19 protein-coding genes are annotated in these 21,233 nt (G+C 68.6%); 6 read left to right on the forward strand and 13 right to left on the reverse strand.

The window, feature by feature from the left end; genetic code table 11:
- Positions 1–88 precede the first annotated feature (88 nt).
- Positions 89–2,119: a phosphocholine-specific phospholipase C gene (locus E0H50_RS33650; RefSeq protein WP_131295036.1), complete on the forward strand. Its 2,031-nt coding sequence runs from the start codon at positions 89–91 to the stop codon at positions 2,117–2,119.
- Here the strand turns inward: E0H50_RS33650 and E0H50_RS33655 are convergent.
- On the reverse strand, positions 2,116–2,736 hold the full coding sequence (locus E0H50_RS33655) for a LysE family translocator (RefSeq protein ID WP_165547391.1): 621 nt from the start codon (positions 2,734–2,736) through the stop codon (positions 2,116–2,118). The two genes, E0H50_RS33650 and E0H50_RS33655, sit on opposite strands and share 4 nt — an antisense overlap.
- Positions 2,737–2,860: 124 nt before the next feature.
- Here E0H50_RS33655 and E0H50_RS33660 point away from each other — a divergent pair, with 124 nt between their 5' ends.
- Complete coding sequence (locus E0H50_RS33660) at positions 2,861–5,608, forward strand: ATP-binding protein (protein WP_165547392.1); 2,748 nt, start codon at positions 2,861–2,863, stop codon at positions 5,606–5,608.
- Positions 5,609–5,650: 42 nt separating this feature from the next.
- Positions 5,651–6,430 (forward strand): class I SAM-dependent methyltransferase, encoded by a 780-nt coding sequence (locus E0H50_RS33665; protein ID WP_165547393.1) that lies wholly within the window; start codon positions 5,651–5,653, stop codon positions 6,428–6,430.
- Here the strand turns inward: E0H50_RS33665 and E0H50_RS33670 are convergent.
- The 7 genes from E0H50_RS33670 to E0H50_RS33700 all read right to left on the reverse strand — a co-directional run bounded on the left by E0H50_RS33670 (position 6,427) and on the right by E0H50_RS33700 (position 15,643).
- Positions 6,427–7,314, reverse strand: a complete 888-nt coding sequence (locus tag E0H50_RS33670; RefSeq protein WP_131295040.1) for an ABC transporter ATP-binding protein — start codon at positions 7,312–7,314, stop codon at positions 6,427–6,429. The two genes, E0H50_RS33665 and E0H50_RS33670, sit on opposite strands and share 4 nt — an antisense overlap.
- Entirely contained in the window at positions 7,311–8,123 is an 813-nt protein-coding gene (locus E0H50_RS33675; RefSeq protein WP_131295041.1) for an ABC transporter ATP-binding protein, read from the reverse strand. The genes E0H50_RS33670 and E0H50_RS33675 overlap by 4 nt, the downstream gene beginning before the upstream one ends.
- Positions 8,116–8,991, reverse strand: a complete 876-nt coding sequence (locus tag E0H50_RS33680; RefSeq protein ID WP_238151549.1) for an ABC transporter permease — start codon at positions 8,989–8,991, stop codon at positions 8,116–8,118. The genes E0H50_RS33675 and E0H50_RS33680 overlap by 8 nt, the downstream gene beginning before the upstream one ends.
- Positions 8,992–8,996: 5 nt before the next feature.
- Positions 8,997–10,091, reverse strand: a complete 1,095-nt coding sequence (locus tag E0H50_RS33685) for an ABC transporter permease subunit (protein ID WP_131295043.1) — start codon at positions 10,089–10,091, stop codon at positions 8,997–8,999.
- Positions 10,088–11,935: an ABC transporter substrate-binding protein gene (locus E0H50_RS33690; RefSeq protein ID WP_131295044.1), complete on the reverse strand. Its 1,848-nt coding sequence runs from the start codon at positions 11,933–11,935 to the stop codon at positions 10,088–10,090. The genes E0H50_RS33685 and E0H50_RS33690 overlap by 4 nt, the downstream gene beginning before the upstream one ends.
- A gap of 249 nt (positions 11,936–12,184) precedes the next feature.
- Positions 12,185–15,163 carry a sacsin N-terminal ATP-binding-like domain-containing protein gene (locus E0H50_RS33695; RefSeq protein ID WP_238151550.1) on the reverse strand — a complete coding sequence of 993 codons (2,979 nt, stop codon included), beginning with the start codon at positions 15,161–15,163 and terminating at the stop codon, positions 12,185–12,187.
- A gap of 48 nt (positions 15,164–15,211) precedes the next feature.
- Complete coding sequence (locus E0H50_RS33700) at positions 15,212–15,643, reverse strand: cupin domain-containing protein (RefSeq protein ID WP_131295045.1); 432 nt, start codon at positions 15,641–15,643, stop codon at positions 15,212–15,214.
- Positions 15,644–15,697: 54 nt separating this feature from the next.
- Here E0H50_RS33700 and E0H50_RS33705 point away from each other — a divergent pair, with 54 nt between their 5' ends.
- Together E0H50_RS33705 and E0H50_RS33710 are read left to right on the forward strand one after the other, a co-directional pair.
- The gene (locus E0H50_RS33705) at positions 15,698–16,492 is read left to right on the forward strand and encodes an SGNH/GDSL hydrolase family protein (RefSeq protein ID WP_202868447.1); all 795 of its coding nucleotides are present in this window, start codon (positions 15,698–15,700) and stop codon (positions 16,490–16,492) included.
- Complete coding sequence (locus tag E0H50_RS33710; RefSeq protein ID WP_131295046.1) at positions 16,489–17,067, forward strand: GNAT family N-acetyltransferase; 579 nt, start codon at positions 16,489–16,491, stop codon at positions 17,065–17,067. Before E0H50_RS33705 ends, E0H50_RS33710 begins: the two co-directional genes overlap by 4 nt.
- Here the strand turns inward: E0H50_RS33710 and E0H50_RS33715 are convergent.
- The 3 genes from E0H50_RS33715 to E0H50_RS33725 all read right to left on the reverse strand — a co-directional run bounded on the left by E0H50_RS33715 (position 17,049) and on the right by E0H50_RS33725 (position 18,593).
- Complete coding sequence (locus tag E0H50_RS33715) at positions 17,049–17,849, reverse strand: GNAT family N-acetyltransferase (RefSeq protein ID WP_131295047.1); 801 nt, start codon at positions 17,847–17,849, stop codon at positions 17,049–17,051. The genes E0H50_RS33710 and E0H50_RS33715 overlap by 19 nt on opposite strands.
- Positions 17,846–18,025 (reverse strand): hypothetical protein, encoded by a 180-nt coding sequence (locus tag E0H50_RS33720; RefSeq protein WP_131295048.1) that lies wholly within the window; start codon positions 18,023–18,025, stop codon positions 17,846–17,848. The genes E0H50_RS33715 and E0H50_RS33720 overlap by 4 nt, the downstream gene beginning before the upstream one ends.
- A 73-nt stretch (positions 18,026–18,098) precedes the next feature.
- Positions 18,099–18,593 (reverse strand): MarR family winged helix-turn-helix transcriptional regulator, encoded by a 495-nt coding sequence (locus E0H50_RS33725; protein ID WP_238151551.1) that lies wholly within the window; start codon positions 18,591–18,593, stop codon positions 18,099–18,101.
- 51 nt (positions 18,594–18,644) lie between these two features.
- On the opposite strand from E0H50_RS33725, the gene E0H50_RS33730 reads away from it, so the two are divergent.
- Positions 18,645–19,379, forward strand: a complete 735-nt coding sequence (locus E0H50_RS33730) for a hypothetical protein (protein ID WP_131295049.1) — start codon at positions 18,645–18,647, stop codon at positions 19,377–19,379.
- Here the strand turns inward: E0H50_RS33730 and E0H50_RS33735 are convergent.
- Together E0H50_RS33735 and E0H50_RS33740 are read right to left on the reverse strand one after the other, a co-directional pair.
- Positions 19,369–20,079: a YqjF family protein gene (locus E0H50_RS33735; RefSeq protein WP_131295050.1), complete on the reverse strand. Its 711-nt coding sequence runs from the start codon at positions 20,077–20,079 to the stop codon at positions 19,369–19,371. The two genes, E0H50_RS33730 and E0H50_RS33735, sit on opposite strands and share 11 nt — an antisense overlap.
- 18 nt (positions 20,080–20,097) lie before the next feature.
- Positions 20,098–21,099: a sugar phosphate isomerase/epimerase family protein gene (locus tag E0H50_RS33740; protein ID WP_131295051.1), complete on the reverse strand. Its 1,002-nt coding sequence runs from the start codon at positions 21,097–21,099 to the stop codon at positions 20,098–20,100.
- Positions 21,100–21,233 lie beyond the last annotated feature (134 nt).

Genomic DNA, 21,233 nt, shown 5'->3' on the forward strand with positions numbered 1-21,233 from the left:
CATCTACCGTCGGTTAATCGTTCAGGCTAGGGTGCCAGCCACGCCGTACTGGTGACACAGACTCCATCCGCCCCGTTAGGAGACTCGCATGCCAGCTATCAATCGTCGTAGGTTTCTGCAGATGGCCGGAGGGTCGGCCGCGTTTGCCGCGATGGCGAACAGTATCGAGCAGGCCGCCGCGATCCCCGCGCACCGCCGGTTCGGCAGCATCCAGGACGTCGAGCACATCGTCGTCCTGATGCAGGAGAACCGGTCGTTCGACCACTACTTCGGCAGCCTGAACGGCGTCCGCGGGTTCGGTGACCCGCGACCGGTCACGCTGCCGAGCGGCAAGCCGGTGTGGTACCAGAAGAGTGCCCTCGGCCAGGAGACCCTGCCGTTCCGGCCGGAGGCGGACAACCTCGGCCTGCAGTTCATCCAGGATCTCGCCCATGGCTGGTCCGACGGTCATCTGGCCTTCAACAACGGCAGGTACGACCAGTGGATCCCGGCGAAGAGCACCACCACGATGGCGTACCTGACCCGCGAGGACATCCCGTTCCATTACGCGCTGGCGGACAAGTTCACGATCTGCGACGCGTACCACTGCTCGTTCATCGGCTCGACCGACCCCAACCGCTACTACATGTGGACTGGCTACACCGGTAACGACGGTACGGGCGGCGGCCCGGTCCTGGGGAACGACGAGGCCGGCTACGGCTGGACGACGTACCCGGAACGCCTGGAGCAGGCCGGTGTCTCGTGGAAGATCTACCAGGACATCGGCGACGGCCTGGACGCCGCGGGCAGTTGGGGCTGGATCGACGACGCGTACCGCGGCAACTACGGCGACAACTCGCTGCTGTATTTCAACAACTATCGCAACGCCCAGCCCGGGAATCCCCTGTACGACAAGGCCCGCACCGGCACGAACGCGAAGGCCGGCGAGAGCCTGTTCGCGCAGCTGACCGCTGACGTGCAGGCGAACCGGCTGCCGAAGATCTCCTGGATCGCGGCGCCCGAGGCGTTCACCGAGCACCCGAACTGGCCGGCCAACTACGGCGCCTGGTACATCTCCCAGGTCCTCGACGCGCTCACCGCGAACCCCGAGGTGTGGAGCAAGACGGCGCTGTTCATCACGTACGACGAGAACGACGGCTTCTTCGACCACGTCGTACCGCCGTACCCGCCGATGGATGCCAACCAGGGCCTGTCGACGGTCGACCCGAACCCCGATCTGTACACCGGTTCGAAGGCCGCGCACGGCGCGTACGGTCTCGGCCAGCGGGTGCCGATGCTCGTGGTGTCACCGTGGAGCACCGGCGGCTACACCTGCTCCGAGGTCTTCGACCACACGTCGATCATCCGGTTCATGGAGTCCCGGTTCGGCGTCCACGAACCGAACATCTCGCCCTGGCGGCGGGCGATCTGCGGCGACCTGACGTCGGCGTTCGACTTCGGTACGGCGGCGACGCGGCCGGCCACGCTCCCGGACACCAGCGCGTACGAGCCGCCGGACAACAAGCGGCACCCGGACTACGTGCCGACGCCGCCCGCGGTCGGCAAGGTCCCGGTGCAGGAACGCGGGCGCCGCCGTACCCGGCCGTTGCCGTACGCACCGGTCGTCGACGGAGCCGTTGCCGACAGCAAGTACAGGTTGACCTTCAGCTCCGGCGCGCAGGCGGGCGCGCAGTTCCTGATCACGTCCGCGAACCGCTCCGACGGCCCGTGGACGTACACCACCGAGGCCGGCAAGACCGTCGCCGACAGCTGGAACCCGATCTACTCGGCAGGCGTCACCGACCTCACGGTCCACGGCCCGAACGGCTTCCTCCGCACCTTCAAGGGCAAGCCCGCCACGGGCCTGGAGATCACCGCCCGCGAGAAGGCCGCCACCGGCAACGTCGTCCTCACCCTCACCTCCGACACCGCCCGCCGCGTCACCATCACCAACACGTACGCCGGCACCACCCAGACCCTCGACCTCCTCAAGGGCACCACCACCCGCACCATCACTACCACCAGCGGCTGGTACGACGTCTCGATCACCACCACCGACCCCACCTACCTCCGCCGCTTCGCCGGCCACGTAGAAACCGGCACCCCCAGCCTCAGCGACCCCGCCATCAAAACGGTCTAACTCAACACCGCGACCCCGGCCAGGGTCAGGTACACACCTCCGGTGGTGTGCCTGATCCTGCGCCGGGCTCGCGGTGAGTGGTGGAGCCGCGATGCGACGGTGCCGGCGATGGTCGCGTAGGTTGCGTCGCAGGCGGTGGCCAGGAGGACGAAGCAGGTGCCGAGGACGAGGATCTGCGTCGGTCCGGACCCCTCCGCCGGACGGACGAACTGTGGGAGGAACGCGAGGAAGAACAGCACCGTCTTCGGGTTCAGGAGGTCGACGAGGAGACCATCGCGGATCATCCGGAGGCGGCTCCTCGGTACGGCGCGGTGCTTGGGTGTGCTGTCGCTCGGCGGGCGGAGTTCGCGTACTCCCATCACCAGCAGGTAGGCGGCGCCGGCGTACCTGATCAGCCGGAACAGGTCGGGAGACGACGCCAGGACCGCGCCGAGCCCCGCGGCGGCTGCGATGACGTGGACGAGTGCTCCGAGTTCCAGGCCGACGACCGACGCGAGGCCGGCTGCTCTGCCGTGGCGCAGGGTGCACGCGACGACGTACGCGACCGACGGCCCTGGTACGACGAGCACCACCAGAGCTGCCAGGCTGAAGGACAGGACTGTTGTCCCGCTTGGCATGGTCCCCCCGATCCGGGCCTTTGTTCGCTTGCGAAGGGACGGTACGGACGGGCGCTGCCAGTTCGCTGTCAGTCCGGGACCCGATGGATCGGTAGAGTGGGTGGCCATATCTCTCGGGGGTGAGATGGGACATCTCGACATTCGGCTGCTCGGCCCGTTCGAGATCCGGCGGGATGGGCTGGTGGTCCAGGTTCCGGGCCGGAAGGTGCGGGCGCTGCTGGCGATGCTCGCGCTGAGTTGCGGGCGGACGGTGTCGTTCGACGCGCTCGGTCGCGCGCTCTGGAGTGACGATCCGCCGCAGCGGCTGCGGGGCAGTCTGCAGACGTACGTCGGGCGACTGCGCCGCGTGCTCGGCGACGACGCGGTGACGACCGAGCCGGCGGGGTATCGCCTCGACGTGCCGGTGGAGAGTGTCGACGTACTGCGCTTTCATCGGCTGCTCGACGACGGGAAACTCGAGCAGGCGTTGGAGTTGTGGCGCGGCGAACCGTTCGAGGGCTCGCTCTCGCAGTGGTTCGAGGAACACGAGGCTCCCGCCCTGGTGGAGCGCTATCTCACCGCCTGGGAGCAGCGAACCGACGCCGACATCGCCGACCTCCAGAAGCTCACCACGCGCTACCCGCTCCGGGAGACGTTGTGGCTAAGGCTTCTGAGCGCACTACGCGACACCGGGCGGCAAGCCGAAGCGCTCGAGTACTACGAGGCGTTCCGCGCCCACCTCGCCGACGAGCTCGGAGTCGATCCCGCGCCGGAGCTCCAAGCCATTCACCGGAGCCTGCTCGGCACCAAGACAGCGGGCATCCCCCGCGACCTCACCCGGTTCTTCGGGCGCGACGAGGAGCTCGCGCAGCTGGGGCAGGCACTGCGCGACTCGCGGCTGGTCACGATCGCCGGCTCCCCGGGCACCGGCAAGACCCGGCTGAGCCGTGAGGTGGCCGCGCGGAACGGTTCCCGGTACGCCGATGGCGTCGTACTCGTCGAACTCGTGTCCACGCCGCCACACGCACTGCTCACCGAGATCACCGAGGACGCCGACGTCCTGGTCGTCTTGGACAACTGCGAGCACGTCGTCGACGAGGCGCGCACAGCCGCGATCCAGGTTCTCGCGACCTACCCCTCGGTCCGCATCCTCACCACGAGCCGCGTCCCGCTCGGCGCCCCCGGCGAGCAGGTCTTCCGGCTAACGCCCCTCGCACCCGCACCGGCGAACCGGCTCTTCGCCGACCGCGCCGCCCTCGTGTCCGGCGCGGCGCCCGCTGACGAATCGACGGTCGACGCGATCTGCCGGAAACTTGACGGCCTGCCGCTGGCGATCGAGCTCGCGGCCGCCTGGAGCCGGGTCCTGTCTCCGCGCGAGATTCTCGAACGGCTCGACCCGCTGTTGCAGGACGCCGACGGCACCATGCGCGCCGCGCTCGACTGGAGCTACCACCTGCTACCCGCACCACAGCAACTGCTGTTCGAGCGGCTCGCGGTGTTCTCGGGCAGCTTCGATCTCGCCGCCCTGGAGTACGTCGCCGACCTCGGCGACGAACTGCTCCGCGCTCTCACCGGACTCGTCGACCACTCCCTGGTGATCACGGACCGGCTGCCCGACGGAGGGATCCGCTACCGGCTGCTGGAACCGGTGCGTCAGTACGCGGCGACGGCCCTCGGCGAAGCACCGTCGATCCGGGCCCGCCACGCGACACACTTCCTGGCCGTCGCACAGCAAGGCGACTCCGATCTGCACGGGAACGACCGGGGCCGCATCTTGATCGGCCTGCAACGCGACGAGGGCAACTTCCTCGCTGCGCTGAGCTGGGCGCGATCGCAGCCCGGGGACACCGGGTTGCGGCTGTCCACGGCCCTCGCCTACTACTGGGAGGTCCGCGGGTTCGTGAACGACGCGCGCACCTGGTTGGAAGAGTCCCTCGACCGTGGGGAGCCGGCGCTCCGTGCGGTCGCACTGGCAAGGCTTGGCCGGCTGGCGTGGCGTCAACGCGACTACGAAGCCTCCACACTCGCCTACCAGGAGAGCCTGGACCTGAATCGGCAGCTCGGCGATGATCCCGGGACAGCCCGGGCGCTGCGCAATCTCGCACTCGTCGCAGCGGCCACAGGCCAGGCGCCGTACGCCGTCGACCTGTGTGCGCAGAGCATCGCCAAGTTCCGCCAGTACGGCGACGAACGCGGCCGCGGCTGGACCCTGTCCGTGCTAGGTCTGGCGTACTGCGAGCAAGCGGCGTGGGCCGACGCCGGCCCCTGTTTCCACGAGGTACGCGAGATCGGCCGATCGACCGGTAGCGCGGCACTGACGTTCGCCGGCCGTCTCGGCGTCGCCTACATCGCGGCGGAGGGCGGTGAGGTGCGGGTCCACCGCGAAGAGCTGTCCGCGATTGTCGCCGACCTGCGCACGGCATCCGGTCTGATCGAGGATCCGGAGTGGTTGTGGGCCAGCATGAGCCTGGCGGCCAGCGAGGGGCGGGTGCGTGCCTCGCTGCGCCTCGCCGGGGCCGCGACCGCGCTGAGCCGTCGCGGCGGCCGCATGTCGGACGCGACCACAGTGCACTGTGATGCCATCGTCGAACGGCTTCGGCGGCAGGTCGGCGGCAGAACGGCCGATCGGCTGATGGCGGCCGGCCGGCGACTCACCCAGGACGAGTTGATGGCCGAGGCGCTGGCGCCACCCACGCCGACCGACAGGCCGCTCAGCAGCCGGGAGCTCGAGGTCGCCGACCTCGCCGGACAGGGCCTCAGCAACGAGCAGATCGCGTCCGCGCTGGTAATCTCCCGTCGTACGGTCGAGTCGCACCTCGAGCACATCCGGCAGAAGCTCGACCTGTCCGGCCGGTACGAGATCATCGCCTGGGCGCTGTCACGATCCGGGTGATCACGGATGTGCCGGTCGACGGTGTCCGCGCAGGCTGGAGCGATGAACGACTACATCTTCGACACCGGCAGCGAGCTCGGGCACCATCACCTCGACCATCTCGGCAGGCTCCTGGACACCCCGACCACCTGGCGCCTGGAGCGGCTCGGCCTGACACCGGACCAGCGCTGCCTCGAGCTCGGCGCGGGCAGCGGTTCGATCGCGAACTGGCTGGCCGCACGCACCCGCGAAGTGGTTGCCGTCGACATCGACACGACCCAGCTGTACGACGTCGCGCCCGGCGTCCACGTGATCAAGCACGACCTGCGCGACGGTCTCCCGGTGGACGGACCGTTCGACCTGATCCACGCCCGGCTGCTGCTCCTCCACCTGCCCGAACGCGAGCAGATCCTGCAACGGCTGGTCACCGCGCTGGCGCCCGGCGGCCACCTGATCCTCGGCGACATCACCGACCGGCCGCTCGAACTCCTCGCCGTACCCGAGCCGGCTGACCGGGACCTGTGGGAGAAGATTCAGCACCTGTCCCATCACGTCGTCAGCCCGGCGCGCGGGGTCAGCTGGACCTGGGCCCGCGAGACGGCAGAGCGGATGACCGCGGCCGGGCTGGTGGATGTCGACGTGATGGACTACTCGCAGACGGCCGCCGGTGGCACCGACGGGTGCTTGCTGCACCGCAACCTCAACCAGCAGGCCGAACCTCTCCTGCTCGCGGCCGGCGCCACGGCTGACGAGCTCGCCCGCTACCGCGAACTGATGCTCGATCCGCGCTTCCGGGCGTGGTTCTACCAGCTGCTGTACACCAGCGCCCGGAAGCCCGGTTAGAGGATCGGCGCCTCCGGTGCCGGGGCCGCCTGGGCGTCGGTCTCTTCGAGGTCGTCCAGTTCGTCGACGGCGATCCGGCTGGTCCAGCGCTGGTCGGGGTCGGGTTGCGGGATCGAGTCGAGGAGGAGCTTGGTGTACGGGTGCGAGGGCTCGTGCATCACCGTGGAGACCGGGCCGCGCTCGACGATCTGGCCCTTGGTGATGACCATGACCTCACCGCCGAGGTAGTAGACCGTGGACAGGTCGTGGGTGATGAACAGCGTCGTCATCCCGTGCTCGGTCTGGAAGTCGAGCAGGATGTCCAGGAAGTGCTTGCGCACCTGGGCGTCCAGCATCGACACCGGCTCGTCGGCGATGATGAACGACGGACGCAGCATGTGGACGCGGGCCAGCATGATGCGTTGCCGCTGACCGCCGGAGAGCTGGTGCGGGTACCGCCCGAGCACGTTCTCCGGTTCCAGCCGGACCGCGCGCAGCGACTCCTCGATCAGTGTGAGCCCGGCCTCACGGGTCGAGGCGAGCTTGAACTTCTTCACCGCCTTCCAGAGCACGCGATCGACCCGGTAGAACGGGTTGAAGATCGCGTACGGGTCCTGGAACACGGGCTGGACGTCGCGCCGGTACTCGTCGTACTCGGCCCGGTTCAGCTTGAAGATGTCCTTCCCGCCGTACAGCACGGATCCGGCCGTCGGCTTCTGCAGGCCGAGGACGTTGCGGGCGATCGTGCTCTTCCCGCTCCCGCTCTGGCCGACCAGGCTGACGATCTGCGGCGGCGACGCGGCCAGGCTGAAGCTCACGTCGTCCACCGCGGTGATGTAGCCGTCGGCGACCCCACGGGCGTGGAATCGTTGCTGTACGCCACGAAGTTCGAGTTCAGACTTCATGAGGCCCTCCGTCCGACCTTCGGGATCGACTCGATCAGCTGCCGGGTGTAGGCATCCTGCGGGTCCTTGAAGACCTGCCGTACGTCGCCGACCTCGACCAGCTGTCCCTCGTACATGACCGCGACCCGGTCCGCGAGCTGCGCGTGCACGCCCATGTCGTGCGAGATCACCATCAGCGTCACCCCGAAGTCGGTCCGCAGATCCGCGAGCGACTGCAGGATCACCCGCTGGATCGTCACGTCCAGCGCGGTGGTCGGTTCGTCCGCGATCACCAGGTCGGGTTCGAGCGCGACCGCGATGGCCATCAGCACCCGCTGCTTCATCCCGCCGGACAGCTCGTGCGGGTACATCCGGGCCACCCGCGGCTCGAGACCGACCTGTCCGAGCAGCCGCGGGATCAGCTCGTGCAAGGAGTTCTTGCGATCCGGCGCGTGCTCCAGGATCACGTCCTTGAACTGGTCCTGCACGCGCATCACCGGGTTGAGCGAGCTCATCGAGCCCTGCGGGAGGTACGAGAGCGCGCTCCACCGCAGTACCCGCAGCTCCTCGCCGTGCACCTTCAGCAGGTCCACCGGCGAACGGCCGGCCGGGTTGAACAGCACCGAGCCGCCGGTCACCTTGCCCGGCGCCTTCAGGAGCCGGAGCAGTGCGACCGCGAGCGTGCTCTTCCCGCTGCCCGACTCCCCCGCGATCCCGAGGATCTCACCGCGGCGTACGTCGAGATCGATCCCGCGGACCGCTTTCACATCGCCGCGGTTGGTGGAGTACGCGACCTCGAGGCCCTTGATCTCCAGCACTGAGTCACTCACCGGCCACTCCTCTCAACCGCGGGTTGTAGACCTCTTCCAGTCCGATGTTCACCATGTTGAGCGCCGCGAACAGCAGCGTCAGCAGCACGATCGGGACGACGAACATCGGCCAGGCCCCGAGCGTCAGCGCGCCGGTGGTGATCGCGTTGAAGATGATCTGGCCGAGGTCGACGACACCGCCCGGTCCGAGGCCGATCACTTCCAGGCCGACCAGTCCGAAGATCGCGCCGAGCGCCGAGGACGCGAACCCGACGCCGATGAACGGCAGCAGGTTCGGCAGCAGTTCGGTGACGATGATCTCCAGGTCGCGGGCCTTGCTCACCCGCGCCAGGTCGACGTACGGCCGGGTCCGCAGGCTCAGGACCTGCGAACGGATGGTCTTGGCCGCGAACGGCCAGGCGAAGATCGAGATCATCACCCCGACCTGGAACAGCGTCACGTTCTTCGCGTACGCCGAGAGCGCGATCAGCAACGGGAACGTCGGGATCACCAGCAGGATCCCGGTGAACGTCGACAGGATGCCGTCGATCCAGCCGCCCTTGTAACCGGCCACGAACGCCACGATCACCCCCACGACGGTGGAGATGATGCCCGCGATCGCCCCGATCTGGAGCGAGACCGAGAGCGCCTTCACCACCATCGCGAACACGTCCCGGCCGAACTGGTCGGTGCCCAGCAGATGCCCGGGTCCGGGCACCAGCCATTTCTCGTACGCCGCCACCTCGATCGGGTCCTTGCCACCCCCGATCGCGTTCACGATCAACGGGCTGAACAACGCCAGCAGCACCATCACCCCGAGGATGAGGAGACCGATCGCGAGGCGCCGGCTGTTCCGGATCGTCCGCAGTACCGCGGTCAGGATTCTCATCGTCATCACTTCCAGTACTTGACCCGCGGGTCGAGCAGCGGGAGCAGGAGGTCGAGGAGGAGTACGGCGGTGAGCACCGAGAAGATCGCGATATCGGTGACCCCGAGGATCGTGTTGAAGTCGAGCTGCTGGATCGCGGTGACCAGCGTGGTCCCGAGACCCGGGTAGTTGAACAGCTGCTCGACCAGCACGTTGCCGTTGAAGATGAAGCCGAGCGAGATGCCGAACGCGGTGATCTGCGGCAGGTAGCAGTTCCGCAGCGCGTACCGGGTCAGGATCCGCCAGCCCTTCAGGCCCTTCGCCTCGGCGTACACCAGGTAGTCCTCGCCGAGCACCGGGACCATCAGCATCCGGGTGGACAGGATCCAGCTGAGCGTCCCGATCACCACGATCGACAACCCCGGCAGCAACCCGTACTTGAGCACGCTGCCGATGAACTCGGGCGTGATCCCGGGACTGATGTTGGAGTCGTACGCCGATCTCGCCGGCAGCACACCCATCGAGTACGCGAAGATGTACACCAGGATCAGCGCGACGAAGAAGTACGGAACGTGGGAGAGCGCGATCGACAGGTTGGTCGCGATCGCGGAACCGAGTTTCCCGCGCCGCCAGCCCGCGATCGCGCCGAGGAGCACGCCGAGGATCCAGGACAGTACCGCGGAGATCCCGAGCAGGCCGATGGTCCAGGGCAAGGCTCTGAGGATCACGTCCTGGGCCGGCGTCGGGTAGTTGATGAGGCTCGGGCCGAGGTCGCCGTGCAGAACGAGTTTCTCCATGTACTTCACGTACTGGGAGAACATGTTCCCGGTGAGACCGAACTCCTGCTGGTAGCGGGCGATGAGCTCGGTGCTCGCCTGCTGGTTGTACATGTAGTTCTGCTGCAGCGTCTGGATCAGCGTCTGGACCGGGTCGCCCGGAATCAGGCGGAAGAAGAAGAACGCGATGGTGAGCGCTCCCCAGAGCTCCACGAAGTAGATCCCGACCCTTCGGATCGCGTACGCCGCCAGCGGATGCCGCGACAGCCAGGCCCGCACCCCCCGAGAAGGTGCGGAGTCCTGGCTCTTGTCGACTGCTACCACCGGCGGGGCATCCGCCGTCACGCCGGTCCCTTCTGGCCGGTGGCCTGGATCTTGCCGAGCACCAGGGTGAAGTGCGGCCACCAGTTCAGCGGCACCTCGTACAGGTTGTCGTCGGTCGGCCAGTCCTTCCAGAACGCGGTGTTGAAGAACTGCGGGTACCCGGTCTGGATCACCGGCAGCAGCGGCAGTTTCTGGAAGTAGATCTCCAGGGCCTGCTTGAGCAGCGGCTTGGCTTCCTCGCTGTCCGGGTCCATCCCGGACAGCTTCTGCGAGATCGCGTCGAAGGCCGGGTCCCGGAACCGCATCTTGTTCTTGCCTGCGGCGTTCTTGCCGATCGGCTGCGCCTTGCTGCTCTCCCAGTCGGTGTACAGCTGCTCCGGGTCGATGGCGAACCCGGCCCAGCTGGAGTCGATGTCGTACTCACCGCGCTGGAACTTCTCGTCGTGCACGCTGCCGGACAGGCTGCGCAGCGTGCAGGGCACCCCGATCTTGGCGAGATCGGTCTTCAGCACGTTCGCGATCGCGTACTCGGCCTTGTCGACCTGCGCGGGCGTGATGATCTCGAGGTTGATCTCCTTGCCCTTGTAGGTGCGCTTACCGGCGGCGTTCTTCGGCGCGATCTCGTCGAGCAACTGCGTCGCCTTGTCGAGGTTGTACTCGAACTTGTACTTTCCTGCGAGCTCGTCGTCTTTCCACTTGTCGTTGGTCGGGTAGTCGGCCCACGGGTAGATCGCGGGCGGCACCTTGACGTCCCACACCGACGTACCGATCTTCTCCCGGTCGAGCGCGTAGTTGATCGCCCAGTGCATCTTCTCCTCGGCCATCACGCCGCGGGTCGGGTCGCAGTTCAGCCACATCACCCGCGGGTTCGGGTCGTGGAACTGCGTGGTGACCAGGTTCGGGTACCCGGTGTTGGCCAGCTGCGTGGCGTGCTGCGCGTCGATCGAGCCGACGTCGAACTCGGCCCGCTCGAACGCCAGTGACGCCTGGTCGAGCTGCTTCGAGGTGCTCTGGAAGATCACGTACTGCGGCTTGACGTCGAGCTTGTCCTTGTTCCAGTAGTTCGGGTCTTTCTCCCAGACGAACATCTTCTGGTTCCGGATCGCCTGCTTCAGCTTGTACGGGCCGGAGCGCACCGGCGGGTTGTCCTTGTACTTGGTCAGGTCCTGCGACTTCCAGATGTGCTCGGGCATGATGTTGTTCGGCGCGCCCGCGATCGCCGCGATGAAGTTGTAGTGGAACCGCGGCGTCGGCTTCAGGAACTTGACCACCGCGGTCTGCGCGTCCGGCACCTCGACGGTCTTGACGAACTCCTTCAGGTCGCCGCCGCCGCCGAACAGGTCGGGCCGGTCCTTGAGCGCCATCACGGTGAACCTGAAGTCGTTCGCGCCCAGCGGCTTCCCGTCGTTCCAGTGCGCCTTCGGGTCGAACTTCAGGGTCAGCTCGGTGTGGTCGTCGTTGTACTTGTACTCGGTCGCGAGCCACGGCGTGAGCTTGCCGGTGGCGAAACTGAGGAAGAACAGGGGCTCGGTGGCCAGCTCCACGCCGGCGCCGCCCGGTGATCCGTTGGGGATCATCCCGTTGAAGCTGTCGAAGACGGTGTACTCGACCTGACCCACGATCACCGTCTGCTCCCGCGGGACGGGGATGTTGGCCTTGCCGATCTGGATGGACTTGGTGGCGACCGGCTTGTTGGTGTTGGCCGGCTTGTCGGAGTAGGAGCCTCCGCCGGAACAGGCGGCCAGGAAGGCGGTCAGCGCCGCGGCGCCGCCGCCGATCATGCTGCGCCGGGTCAACTGGTACCGGACGACGTCCTCGACATCTTCGTACTGGTCTTGCGGGCGCGGCGCTGGGGCTTCGTTCATGACGAAGGTCACCTCCGTTTACGTTGCGTGGACTGGCGGATCACCGACCGAGAGGTGTCACGGACTATAAGTAGGCCTGACAACGTTGACAAGAGTTCGCTACCACGTTGAAACCGAGACGTCATAACCGCAGATCAGTCGATATATCAAGCTATGACAACGTTGCTCGCTCTACGTGACTCCCCCAGGCGGAAACGCTTCCGCCGATCGTCACGCCGTGTAGATCTCGGGCCGGGCGGCCGATTCCGGTCAGTCGTAGACGGCGTCGACCAGAAGTTCCACGGATCGGTCCGGTTCGTTGAGAACCGCGCGGATCACATGCCGCCGGTCCCAGCGCCCAGCCGACCACGCGAGGGCCTTGGCGAGCCCGTCGAACGTCGCCGCGTGCGGTGCGCCCTCGGCGTCCACCCACCACGAGACCTCGACGCCGTCGACGGTGAGCTCCTCGTGTTCCCACCAGGTCGCCGGGACCTCGGGGACGAGCTCGCGGACGAGCGCCGGCACGTCGGCCGCCGTACCGTCCCCGTTGATCTTGCCCTCGGCAACTTCTTGGGCGAGCGGTACGTCGAACAGGTCGCTGAGCCCGTCCGCCGCGGCGCCGGACCCGATCACGAACCCGCCGAGGTCCTCGCGCTGTACCCACATCGGCCCGTCGACCACCACCGCGCCGTCCGCGCCGGTCACCCGGGTCCCGCCGTCGGCGTCCAGCACGCGGACCTGGGCCGGCGCGGCGCCCGGGAACAGCTTGAGGGTCCCGAGCCGGTTCCACAGCCGCAGGATCGACGCCTCGTCGACGTCTCGCTCGGGGTCGGCGAGCCGGTCGAGGACGAGTTCGATGCCGTCCGCGTCGAGATCGCCGACGTCACGGACCAGGCCGACCGCCGTACGGACCTCGGGATCGAGTCCGGCCGTCCAGGCGGGCGCCTCGTCGAGGAACGTCGCGAGCACCGGTTCGGCGTCGGGGTCCGCGCGTCCGGCGAGCGGTTCGCCGTCGTCGAGCAGGACGTGTTCACGGATCCACCAGGCGGCGTACGACGGTACTCCGAGCGGCCTGTCGTCCGGGCCGACGACCCGGACCTGGGTGACCAGCGCGCGGCGCAGTTCGGGCTCAGAACCCAACAGCTGCAGGGCTTTCGGCCAACTGCCGTCGGTGACCCAGTCGAGGTCGCGGATCGCTTCGAGCTCGCCGACAGTGGCACCGAACCGGGATCCGTCGGGCGCGACGTCGTACGCCCAGTCCTCGATGCCGTCGAGATCCTGGAGGGCTTCGGGAAGCCGGTCGAGTGCGACGTCGGACGCGCTGACGAGGCCGAGCGAGGTGAGAACGCCGACGGCTTCGAGCGCGGGCAGGCCGTAGCGGTCGAGGACGTCGCCGGCGATGGGCGCGACTTCGTCGGCGTCGAGCACGGCCTGCGCGCCGGAACCTTCGACCACCAGGGCGTTCGCGGGAACGAGCTCGCCGTCCGCGTCCCGGAGTACGAGGTCGGACAGCCACCACAGGCCGTCCGCCTGCGTCGGGTCGGCGGCGACCAGGCTGAGGACGGCGTGCGCGATCGCGTCCGGGTCGTCGGCGTCCGCGGAATGCTTGACGGCGGCACGCACGGCCCCGTCCTCGAGGAGCGAGCGTGGGGTGGCGGGGATCGCGCCGAGGCGTTCGAGGACGGGGTCGACCGCCTCCGGGTGGACGACGCGAACGCCGTACGCACCGAACGCGGCGAGCGTGTCGAGAGGGATCTCGGGTCCGGGGAGGAGGAGTCCGCGGGCGCCGCGGACGAGCCGCCCGTCGGCGAGCGGGACGGGGAGGGTGCCGAGCGATTCGCGGATCAACGGGTCGGTGACCATGGTCGCGAGGGAGCCGTAGAGCGCGCGCCACCAGTCGGGCGACTCCTGCCCCCCGAGCTGGTCCACCACCTCCGCGAGCTCGAGACGCCTTACCTGCAAGGCATCCAGGGCTAGGCGGTCCTCACGGCGCGCGTGAATCAGCCCTGGCAGGAGCGGCGCGAGTACGGCGTTGAACGCTTCGTCGGCGCCCTCCACCACGACGGCTTCAACCGGGCGCAGCTGTCCACCTTGGAGGATGGGGGTTGTGGGCAGCACCGCGAGGATCGCATCCCGAAGCATGCGATCCAAGGGGCCCGCGGCGAGTCCGGTCGGCACGAGACGCAGTACGTCGTCCCCAGCCGCGGCCCGCTCCGCCAACATCTCCGCGTACGCCGCCGCGGCTTCTTGGACGAGCCGGTCCGTCAGCGGGCCTTTCGCGACGTGGCGACGGGTGGAATCGAGCGGAAAAGTTGCCAGGAGCAACGCCGGGAGGGAGAACGGTTCGTCGGTAGGAGTGGGTGCGTGGACGACTGGTGACAGTTCAGCGTGCGGGTTGCGAGGGAGGGCCCAGACGACGGACCAGGTGGGGCGGGTGCGTTCCTCGGTGGGGCGGTCGGCGAGGAGGTGTTCGCGTTCGGCGGTGGTGAAGGTGCCGGCGGCGCGGTGGATGTGCCAGCGGTCGGCGGCGTTCTCGAGGATGCGGTGGGTGTCGCCGGTCTCGATCTCGATGCGTTCGAGGCCTGGGAGGGCGAGGAGGAGCGCGTCGTCGGCTTCGGTGAGCAGGCGGCGTACGAGGTCGGCGGCGGCCTCGTCGCGGAGCGGCAGGATGACCGCGGTGTCGTAGCCGGCCGGCGGTTCGCCCTCGGTCGCGAACGGCAGCCGCAGGACCGGCACCTGACCGTCACGACGCCGCAGTTCGGTGTCGAGCGCCGCACTGTTGAGGTCGGCGATCGCCGCGGCGGTGTCGGCCTTCGAGAACCGCACGCCCCCGGTCCGCGACAGGACCACCGGCTCATCCGTCACCGCAAGCACCGCGGAGAACCCAACCCCGAACCTTCCCACCGCGGCGCCTCCGCTCTCCCCAGCCGCCGCGCTCTGTGCGGGGCGCTTGGCGGAGGCTCGGAGGGTGGCCAGGGATTCGACGCCTTCTGCGTCCAGCGGTGTGCCGGTGTTGGCGACGACGAGGGTGTTTTCGCGGAACTCGTACAGGACGCGGCCGGGGGTGCCGGCGCGGGTGGCCGCGTCTGCGGCGTTCTGGGCGAGTTCGATCACCAGCCGGTCGACGTACCCGCCGAGAGCGAGTTCCTCCTCGGCGTTCGCGTCCTCCCGGAACCGCACCGGCGCCGCCGCCCACCCGGCCAGCACCCGCTCGCAAGTCCCCGCAGTACCGAACACGTCGTCAGTCACCGGGGCACCGTACCCCCGGGCACCCGGTTCGTCCCGAACGGGCAGCGGTTACTGGAACGGACAGCCCGGGTTCGGTGCGTCTTCGGACAGCGGGCTGCCCGTCGGAAGCACATAGAGGACGTCCAGCACGAGCGGTTTCGTCCCGAGGTTGCGCCCGACGTGCACGTGGTCCGCCCCGCTCGGCTCGGTGAACGCGGCGCCGGCCTTGTAGATGCCGTCCGTTGTGCAGTCGTGGTTGGAGTGGGTCAGCGTGCCCGCCTTCACGAACGCGTACAGCGTGCCGTCGTGGAAGTGCCACCCGGTCGTCCCGCCGGGCTGGATGGTGATCTCGCGCAGCACGTAGTCGGTCCGCCCGACCGTCGTCTTGGACAGGATCGTCCCCGTGACGCCCGATCCCGGCGTCGCATCGGCGGCGGACGGGCTCAGGCCGATCACGAGACCGCCGGCGGCGACCGCGGCGAGTGCTCCCCGAATGCGCATCGAGGTATTCCTTTCGTCCGGTAGAGAGTTCGGCTCATCATCTATCGTGGTGCGGTGATCCCTTCCGGCAGTCGGTACGTCGCACTCGGCAGCTCGTTCGCGGCCGGACCGGGGATCCGCCCGATCGTGCACCCACCCGCGGGCCGCTCGGGCAACAACTACGCGCGGCTCGTCGCGACCGAGCTCGGCCTGGAGCTGGTCGACGTCTCGTACTCCGGCGCGACCACCGCGCACGTGCTGGACACCCCGCAGGACGAGGCGCCGCCGCAGCTCGACGTCCTCACGCCGGAGACCGCTCTCGTGACGATCACGGTCGGCGGCAACGATCTCGAGTACGTCGGGACGTTCCTGCGCGGGAGTTTCCTGAACACGGTCGCGAAACCCGCGACGATCCTCGGCCGCCGGGTGGCGAACCGGATCCGCGCGCGGGTCAGCTACCTCAAGGACGACGCGGCGTACCAGACGGTCACGGATTCGCTGACCAGGGTGGTCGAGAAAGCCAGGGAGCGCTCTCCGGAGGCGCGGATCCTGCTGGTCGACTACCTGAGTCTGGTCGGGCCGGCGACCCGGCCGCGGCTCGACGTACCGCTCAACGAGGAGCAGCTGCCGAGCATCGCGATGATGGCCGACGGTCTCGCGGGCGCGTTCGCGAAGGCGGCTGCCGCGTCCGGCGCCGACTTGGTCGCGGCGTCGGCGGCGAGCCGGGAGCATGCGATCGGATCGGCCGAGCCGTGGACCACCGGATTCACGCTGCGGCCGTCGTACCTGGGCGGCCATGTCTCGTACCACCCGAACGCGGCCGGTATGCGCGCCGTCGCCGACCTGATCCTCGAGACGCTCCGCACATGAAGGTGCGCGAGGCAACCATCGCGGATGTCGACGCCGCCGTCGCCACGCTGACGCGCGCGTTGGCCGACTACCCGATGAGCCGCGCGTGTTTCGACCCGGACGGATACCTCGAACGACTCACGGAGTACCACCGCTTGTTCGTGAGCGGTATCGGGCTGCCGCACGGTCGCGTCTGGGTGACCGACGACGTCAGCGCGGTCGCGGTCTGGCTCCCGCCCGACCTGCCGGCCGATGCGTTCGCGCCGTACGCGGCCGCGTTTCAGGAACTCGCCGGATCCCAGGCCCCATTGACGGCGGAGTACGGCCAGGCGATCGCGCTCTTCCATCCTCGCGACCCGGTCTGGCTCCTCGCACTCGCCGCTGTCGACCCGGAGCACCAGCGCCAGGGACTCGGCCGCGCAGTCATCACCCCCGGCCTCGCCACCGCGGACGCCGGGCACTCCCCCGCCTTCGTGGAAACCCAGGACCCGGCGAACATCACCTTCTACGAGTCACTGGGCTTCACAGTCATCGCCGAACTCGAACTCCCGCACAACGGCCCAATGCACTACTCCCTCTATCGCGCCGCGCGCTGAGCCGGTGTGTGGACGTACGGCGTCGTGGTGGTAACTGCGAGGAAGCCGAGCCGCTGGAGGATCGGGGAACTGTCGTCGGAGGCGTCGACGTGGAGGTACTTGTAACCGAGCTCGACCGCTCGCGCCGCGCGGACCGCGACGAGCGCCTTGTAGATACCCTTGCCGCGCCACTCGGCAAGCGTCGAGCCGCCCCACAGACCCGTGAACTCGGTGCCCTTCTTGTAGACAGCCCACGCGGCGGAGACCACCTGTCCGTCGGCCTCGGCGACGTAGACATCAGTACCGCCCGCGTGCCGGCGTACCAGGTCGTCGGTCAGCCAGGACCAGTCCTCGCCCCAGACTGCTGACTCCATCGCGGCGATGCGTTCGAAGTCCGCACGCTCGCTGACGCACCGGATTGTGATGCCGTCGACCGCGCCGCGGCCGTGGAGGCGCTCCGCGACGGCTGCGCTCTCGGCGACGAGAACGGTCTCCTGGTCCTCGGGCTCGAACCCGGCGGCCTGCAGCCGGTCCGGGAGGTCGGCCGGCTGGTCGTGACCGCGCAGCTTCCACTCGACGGCCTGGCCCTTGGCAGCGAAGTAGTCGCGCTGCCGGGCGATCAGGGCGTCGATCTCGGCGCCGTCGAGACCGTCGAGCGAGCGGTAACTCACGAAGCCGCGGCTCGAGTACTCGACCCGGATCACCGGCCCGTCGGTGCTCGTCGGGACGTCCGCTGTCTCACTGGTCCCCCGTAGCTGGTCGTCGTACGCCGCGAGCAGGTCGTTCTTCAAGGCATCGGTCACGGGAGGACTTTGGCATGCCTCACCCAGATCCGCCGCACATTTCGGCCGGTTGCGAGCTTCCGCGCCTTCCGGCTCGTACGGCGACCGCGCCCGGCCGGCTGGCTGAGGCCGTGCTCGTTGTCGCGCCCGGTGTTTGCGAAGTGGCTCAGTGACACCATCAGGTTCAGCGGTTCCATCGGTCCGTCCTCCGGTCTCTCGGTGCTTACACGGGGACGTCGGATCCGGTCGACCGAACTTGACATGGAGCAGCTAGGAATCCTTCTCGGTGACGAGGACGAGGCGCCGGAGCAGGCTGTCGAGGCGGGTTCGGTCGGCTGTCGGCAGGTGGTGGATCAGTTCCTCCTCGACCCGGAGGATGTCGCCGATCCCGCGCTCCCAGAGGGCATTCCCCGACCGTGTCAGGGTGGCGACGACGTTGCGGCGGTCGTCGCGGTCGTGCGTGCGTTCGACGTACCCGCGGCGCTCGAGCGCGTCCAGCCGGTTGGTGAGGGCGGCCGGCGACATCCCGAGCTGCCGGGCCAGTTCACCGGGCGTCGCGCGGTACGGCGTACCGCCGCGGCGCAGCATGTGGAGCGTCTTGAACTCCCACAGTTGCAGCCCGTACGCCGCCAGCACGGCCTCTCGCCGCCGCTCGAGGTACCGCGTCAGCACCTGGAGGCGGACGGTGATGCCCTCGACGTCCCGATCGAGGCCGTCGAGCTCCCCGGCCCACAGGTCGACATGTGCGTCCACGAAGTCTTTCACCCGGTGAAGCTTAGTTGTCATATATTTCGATGTCGAAATACCGTGGCGTACATGAGCCAACTCGCAGCCACCGAGGTTGCCACCGCCGCCGCCCACCTGATGCGTGCCGGCCAGTGGGCCGCCGCAACCGATCTCCTGACCGCCGCAAGCCCTGCCGACCCCGACGAGCGTCAGATCCTCGCGCTCGCACTGGCCGAGGTCACCGTCGACCAGGACTTCGGCCAGCAGACCGACTACGCCTCCGCCGCGCTCGCCGCCGTGCCCGGCGATTCGTGGGATCTCGCGATGCTCAACTTCCGCAAGGACTACGGGAGCGCACTGTTCCGGGCCGGCAGCAAGGACCTGAGAGAGCGCGCGCTCACACTCATCGAGGAGGCACCCGACGACGGCCGACGCGGCACCGTGAACTTCTGGGCAGGTGCGATGGCCGACAACGTGTACGAACAGCCGGCGGAGGCCATCGAGTACTACCGGATCGCGCTGGAACTGGGTGAGAAGTGCGACGACGAGTGGCTCGTCGCGATGGCGCTGAGGCATCTCGGGTACCACGCGCACGTGGCCGGCGATCTGGCGCTTGCGCGGTCGCAGTGGGAGCGGTCGACCGAGCTCCTGCAAAAGGCCGGGTACCTGCGTCCCGCGCTCGCCCAGCAGACAATGCTCGCGGTCCTGCTCCGCGACGAGGGCGACGCGGCCGGATCACGCGCGCTCGCGACCGAGGTCAACCGGTGGGCCCGGCAGCTGGGTATCCCGTTCATCATCCAGGAGACCGCAGAACTCATGGCCTGAGCGGTACGCCGAACTCGGCGGGAACCCCGGCGCTGAACGCGACATGATCCGGCGGGCGGTCGGGCGACACGAGGCCCACGGACCGCAGCAGCGCGTCGGCGTCCAGTGCGGTGAGTCTCGCGCTGTGGAGGATCCAGGGCGGGTGCTCGTTCGGCAGGTACCAGGTGCGACCCGCACGCTGGACGTGCAGCCCCCACCGGGCGGTGAGGAAGTCCTCCAACGGGCCGGCCCGCAGGCGTTCGCCCATCTCGACGCCGACAAGCGCTTGGACGCCGGACCGGCGAACGGTCGACGTGTACGTGTGGTGGTTGCCGTGCCGTTCATGGCACATCCGCGCCCAGCGGTACGGCAGCCCGAAGACCGTCCGCGCAGTCGCCACGACGGCCAGCCGGTTCGCGTCGAGACTCAGGAACACCACACCACGCCGGCCGGTCTCGTCGACGGAGTACAGCCGGATGTTCGTCTCCAGGAACGAGCCGAAGTACGGAACGGCCGGGCCGTGCGGCAGCCCGGTCCCGACCATCCGGAACGGGACCAGGCCGACGTACGTCCGTCCCTCGAACGTGTCCGGCCTGGTCCCCGGCGGGAAGAAGTGCGCGATGTCGGCCGGTGCGAAAGCCCAGTGCACAAAGGTCAGATCCAGCCACCGCTGCCGCAGGATCCGCGGCCGCGACAACCCCGGCGCCACCGGCCAACTCATGTCATCGAGCGTAACCTCCTACGACGAGAACGCCGCGTCGAAGGATGCGGTTGGCGGGTCGAAAGCGAGCGAGCGGACGAACTGGACGGCTTCGGCGGCGCCGACCAGGCGGTCCATGCCGGCGTCCTCCCACTCGACCGAGATCGGGCCGTCGTACCCGATCGAGTTCAGCATCCGGAAACACGCCTCCCAGGGGACGTCGCCGTGCCCGGTCGAGACGAAGTCCCAGCCGCGCCGCGGGTCGCCCCAGGCGAGATGCGATCCCATCCGGCCGTTGCGGCCGTTGCCGACCTGGCGCTTCGCGTCCTTGCAGTCGACGTGGTAGATCCGGTCCTTGAAGTCCCACAGGAACCCGACCGGGTCGAGGTCCTGCCAGACGAAGTGCGACGGGTCCCAGTTCAGCCCGAACGCCTCCCGGTGCCCGATCGCCTCCAGCGTCGCGGTCGTCGACCAGTAGTCGTACGCGATCTCCGACGGGTGCACCTCGTGCGCGAACTTCACACCCACCTCGTCGAACACGTCGAGGATCGGGTTCCACCGGTCGGCGAAGTCGGCGTACCCGGCCTCGATCATCGCCGGCGGCACCGGCGGGAACATCGCGACCGTCTTCCAGATCGACGACCCGGTGAACCCGACCACCACGTCCACGCCGAGTGCCCGGGCTGCCCGCGCGGTCGTCTTCATCTCCTCGGCCGCCCGCTGCCGGACACCTTCCGGGTCGCCGTCGCCCCAGATGTGCGCGGGCAGGATCGCCTGGTGCCGCTGGTCGATCGGGTCGTCGCAGACCGCCTGCCCGAGCAGGTGGTTGGAGATCGTCCACACCTTCAGGTTGTGCTTCTCGAGGATGTCCAGCCGGTCCCGGACGTACGCCGGGTCCTCGGCGGCACGCCGTACGTCGAGATGGTCGCCCCAGCAGGCGATCTCCAGCCCTTCGTAGCCCCACGAGGACGCCAGCCGGGCCACCTCCTCGAACGGCAGGTCGGCCCACTGGCCGGTGAACAACGTGATCGGTCGTGCCATGTCCTTCTCTCCTTGTCGAGTACTACTGCAGAGGTGTCCCCGGCGGCGTCCGGAGCGCTTGTCCGCCGCCGGGGACTGTCACCGTGGGTCTCGCTGGGCCGTCGCCCGTCTGGGGCCGAACCAGCCGGGGCGGC

Source organism: Kribbella sindirgiensis (genome assembly GCF_004331435.1).
GTDB lineage: Bacteria > Actinomycetota > Actinomycetes > Propionibacteriales > Kribbellaceae > Kribbella > Kribbella sindirgiensis.

Bases quoted from the DNA above. Each gene is read 5' to 3' on its own strand.
- E0H50_RS33680 (WP_238151549.1), bottom strand. From the start codon at position 8,991: ATGAGAATCCTGACCGCGGTACTGCGGACGATCCGGAACAGCCGGCGC.
- E0H50_RS33735 (WP_131295050.1), bottom strand. From the start codon at position 20,079: ATGAGTTGGCCGGTGGCGCCGGGGTTGTCGCGGCCGCGGATCCTGCGG.
- E0H50_RS33665 (WP_165547393.1), top strand. From the start codon at position 5,651: ATGAACGACTACATCTTCGACACCGGCAGCGAGCTCGGGCACCATCAC.
- E0H50_RS33730 (WP_131295049.1), top strand. From the start codon at position 18,645: ATGAGCCAACTCGCAGCCACCGAGGTTGCCACCGCCGCCGCCCACCTG.
- E0H50_RS33710 (WP_131295046.1), top strand. From the start codon at position 16,489: ATGAAGGTGCGCGAGGCAACCATCGCGGATGTCGACGCCGCCGTCGCC.
- E0H50_RS33740 (WP_131295051.1), bottom strand. From the start codon at position 21,099: ATGGCACGACCGATCACGTTGTTCACCGGCCAGTGGGCCGACCTGCCG.
- E0H50_RS33700 (WP_131295045.1), bottom strand. From the start codon at position 15,643: ATGCGCATTCGGGGAGCACTCGCCGCGGTCGCCGCCGGCGGTCTCGTG.
- E0H50_RS33650 (WP_131295036.1), top strand. From the start codon at position 89: ATGCCAGCTATCAATCGTCGTAGGTTTCTGCAGATGGCCGGAGGGTCG.
- E0H50_RS33655 (WP_165547391.1), bottom strand. From the start codon at position 2,736: ATGCCAAGCGGGACAACAGTCCTGTCCTTCAGCCTGGCAGCTCTGGTG.
- E0H50_RS33660 (WP_165547392.1), top strand. From the start codon at position 2,861: ATGGGACATCTCGACATTCGGCTGCTCGGCCCGTTCGAGATCCGGCGG.
- E0H50_RS33720 (WP_131295048.1), bottom strand. From the start codon at position 18,025: ATGGAACCGCTGAACCTGATGGTGTCACTGAGCCACTTCGCAAACACC.
- E0H50_RS33690 (WP_131295044.1), bottom strand. From the start codon at position 11,935: ATGAACGAAGCCCCAGCGCCGCGCCCGCAAGACCAGTACGAAGATGTC.
- E0H50_RS33670 (WP_131295040.1), bottom strand. From the start codon at position 7,314: ATGAAGTCTGAACTCGAACTTCGTGGCGTACAGCAACGATTCCACGCC.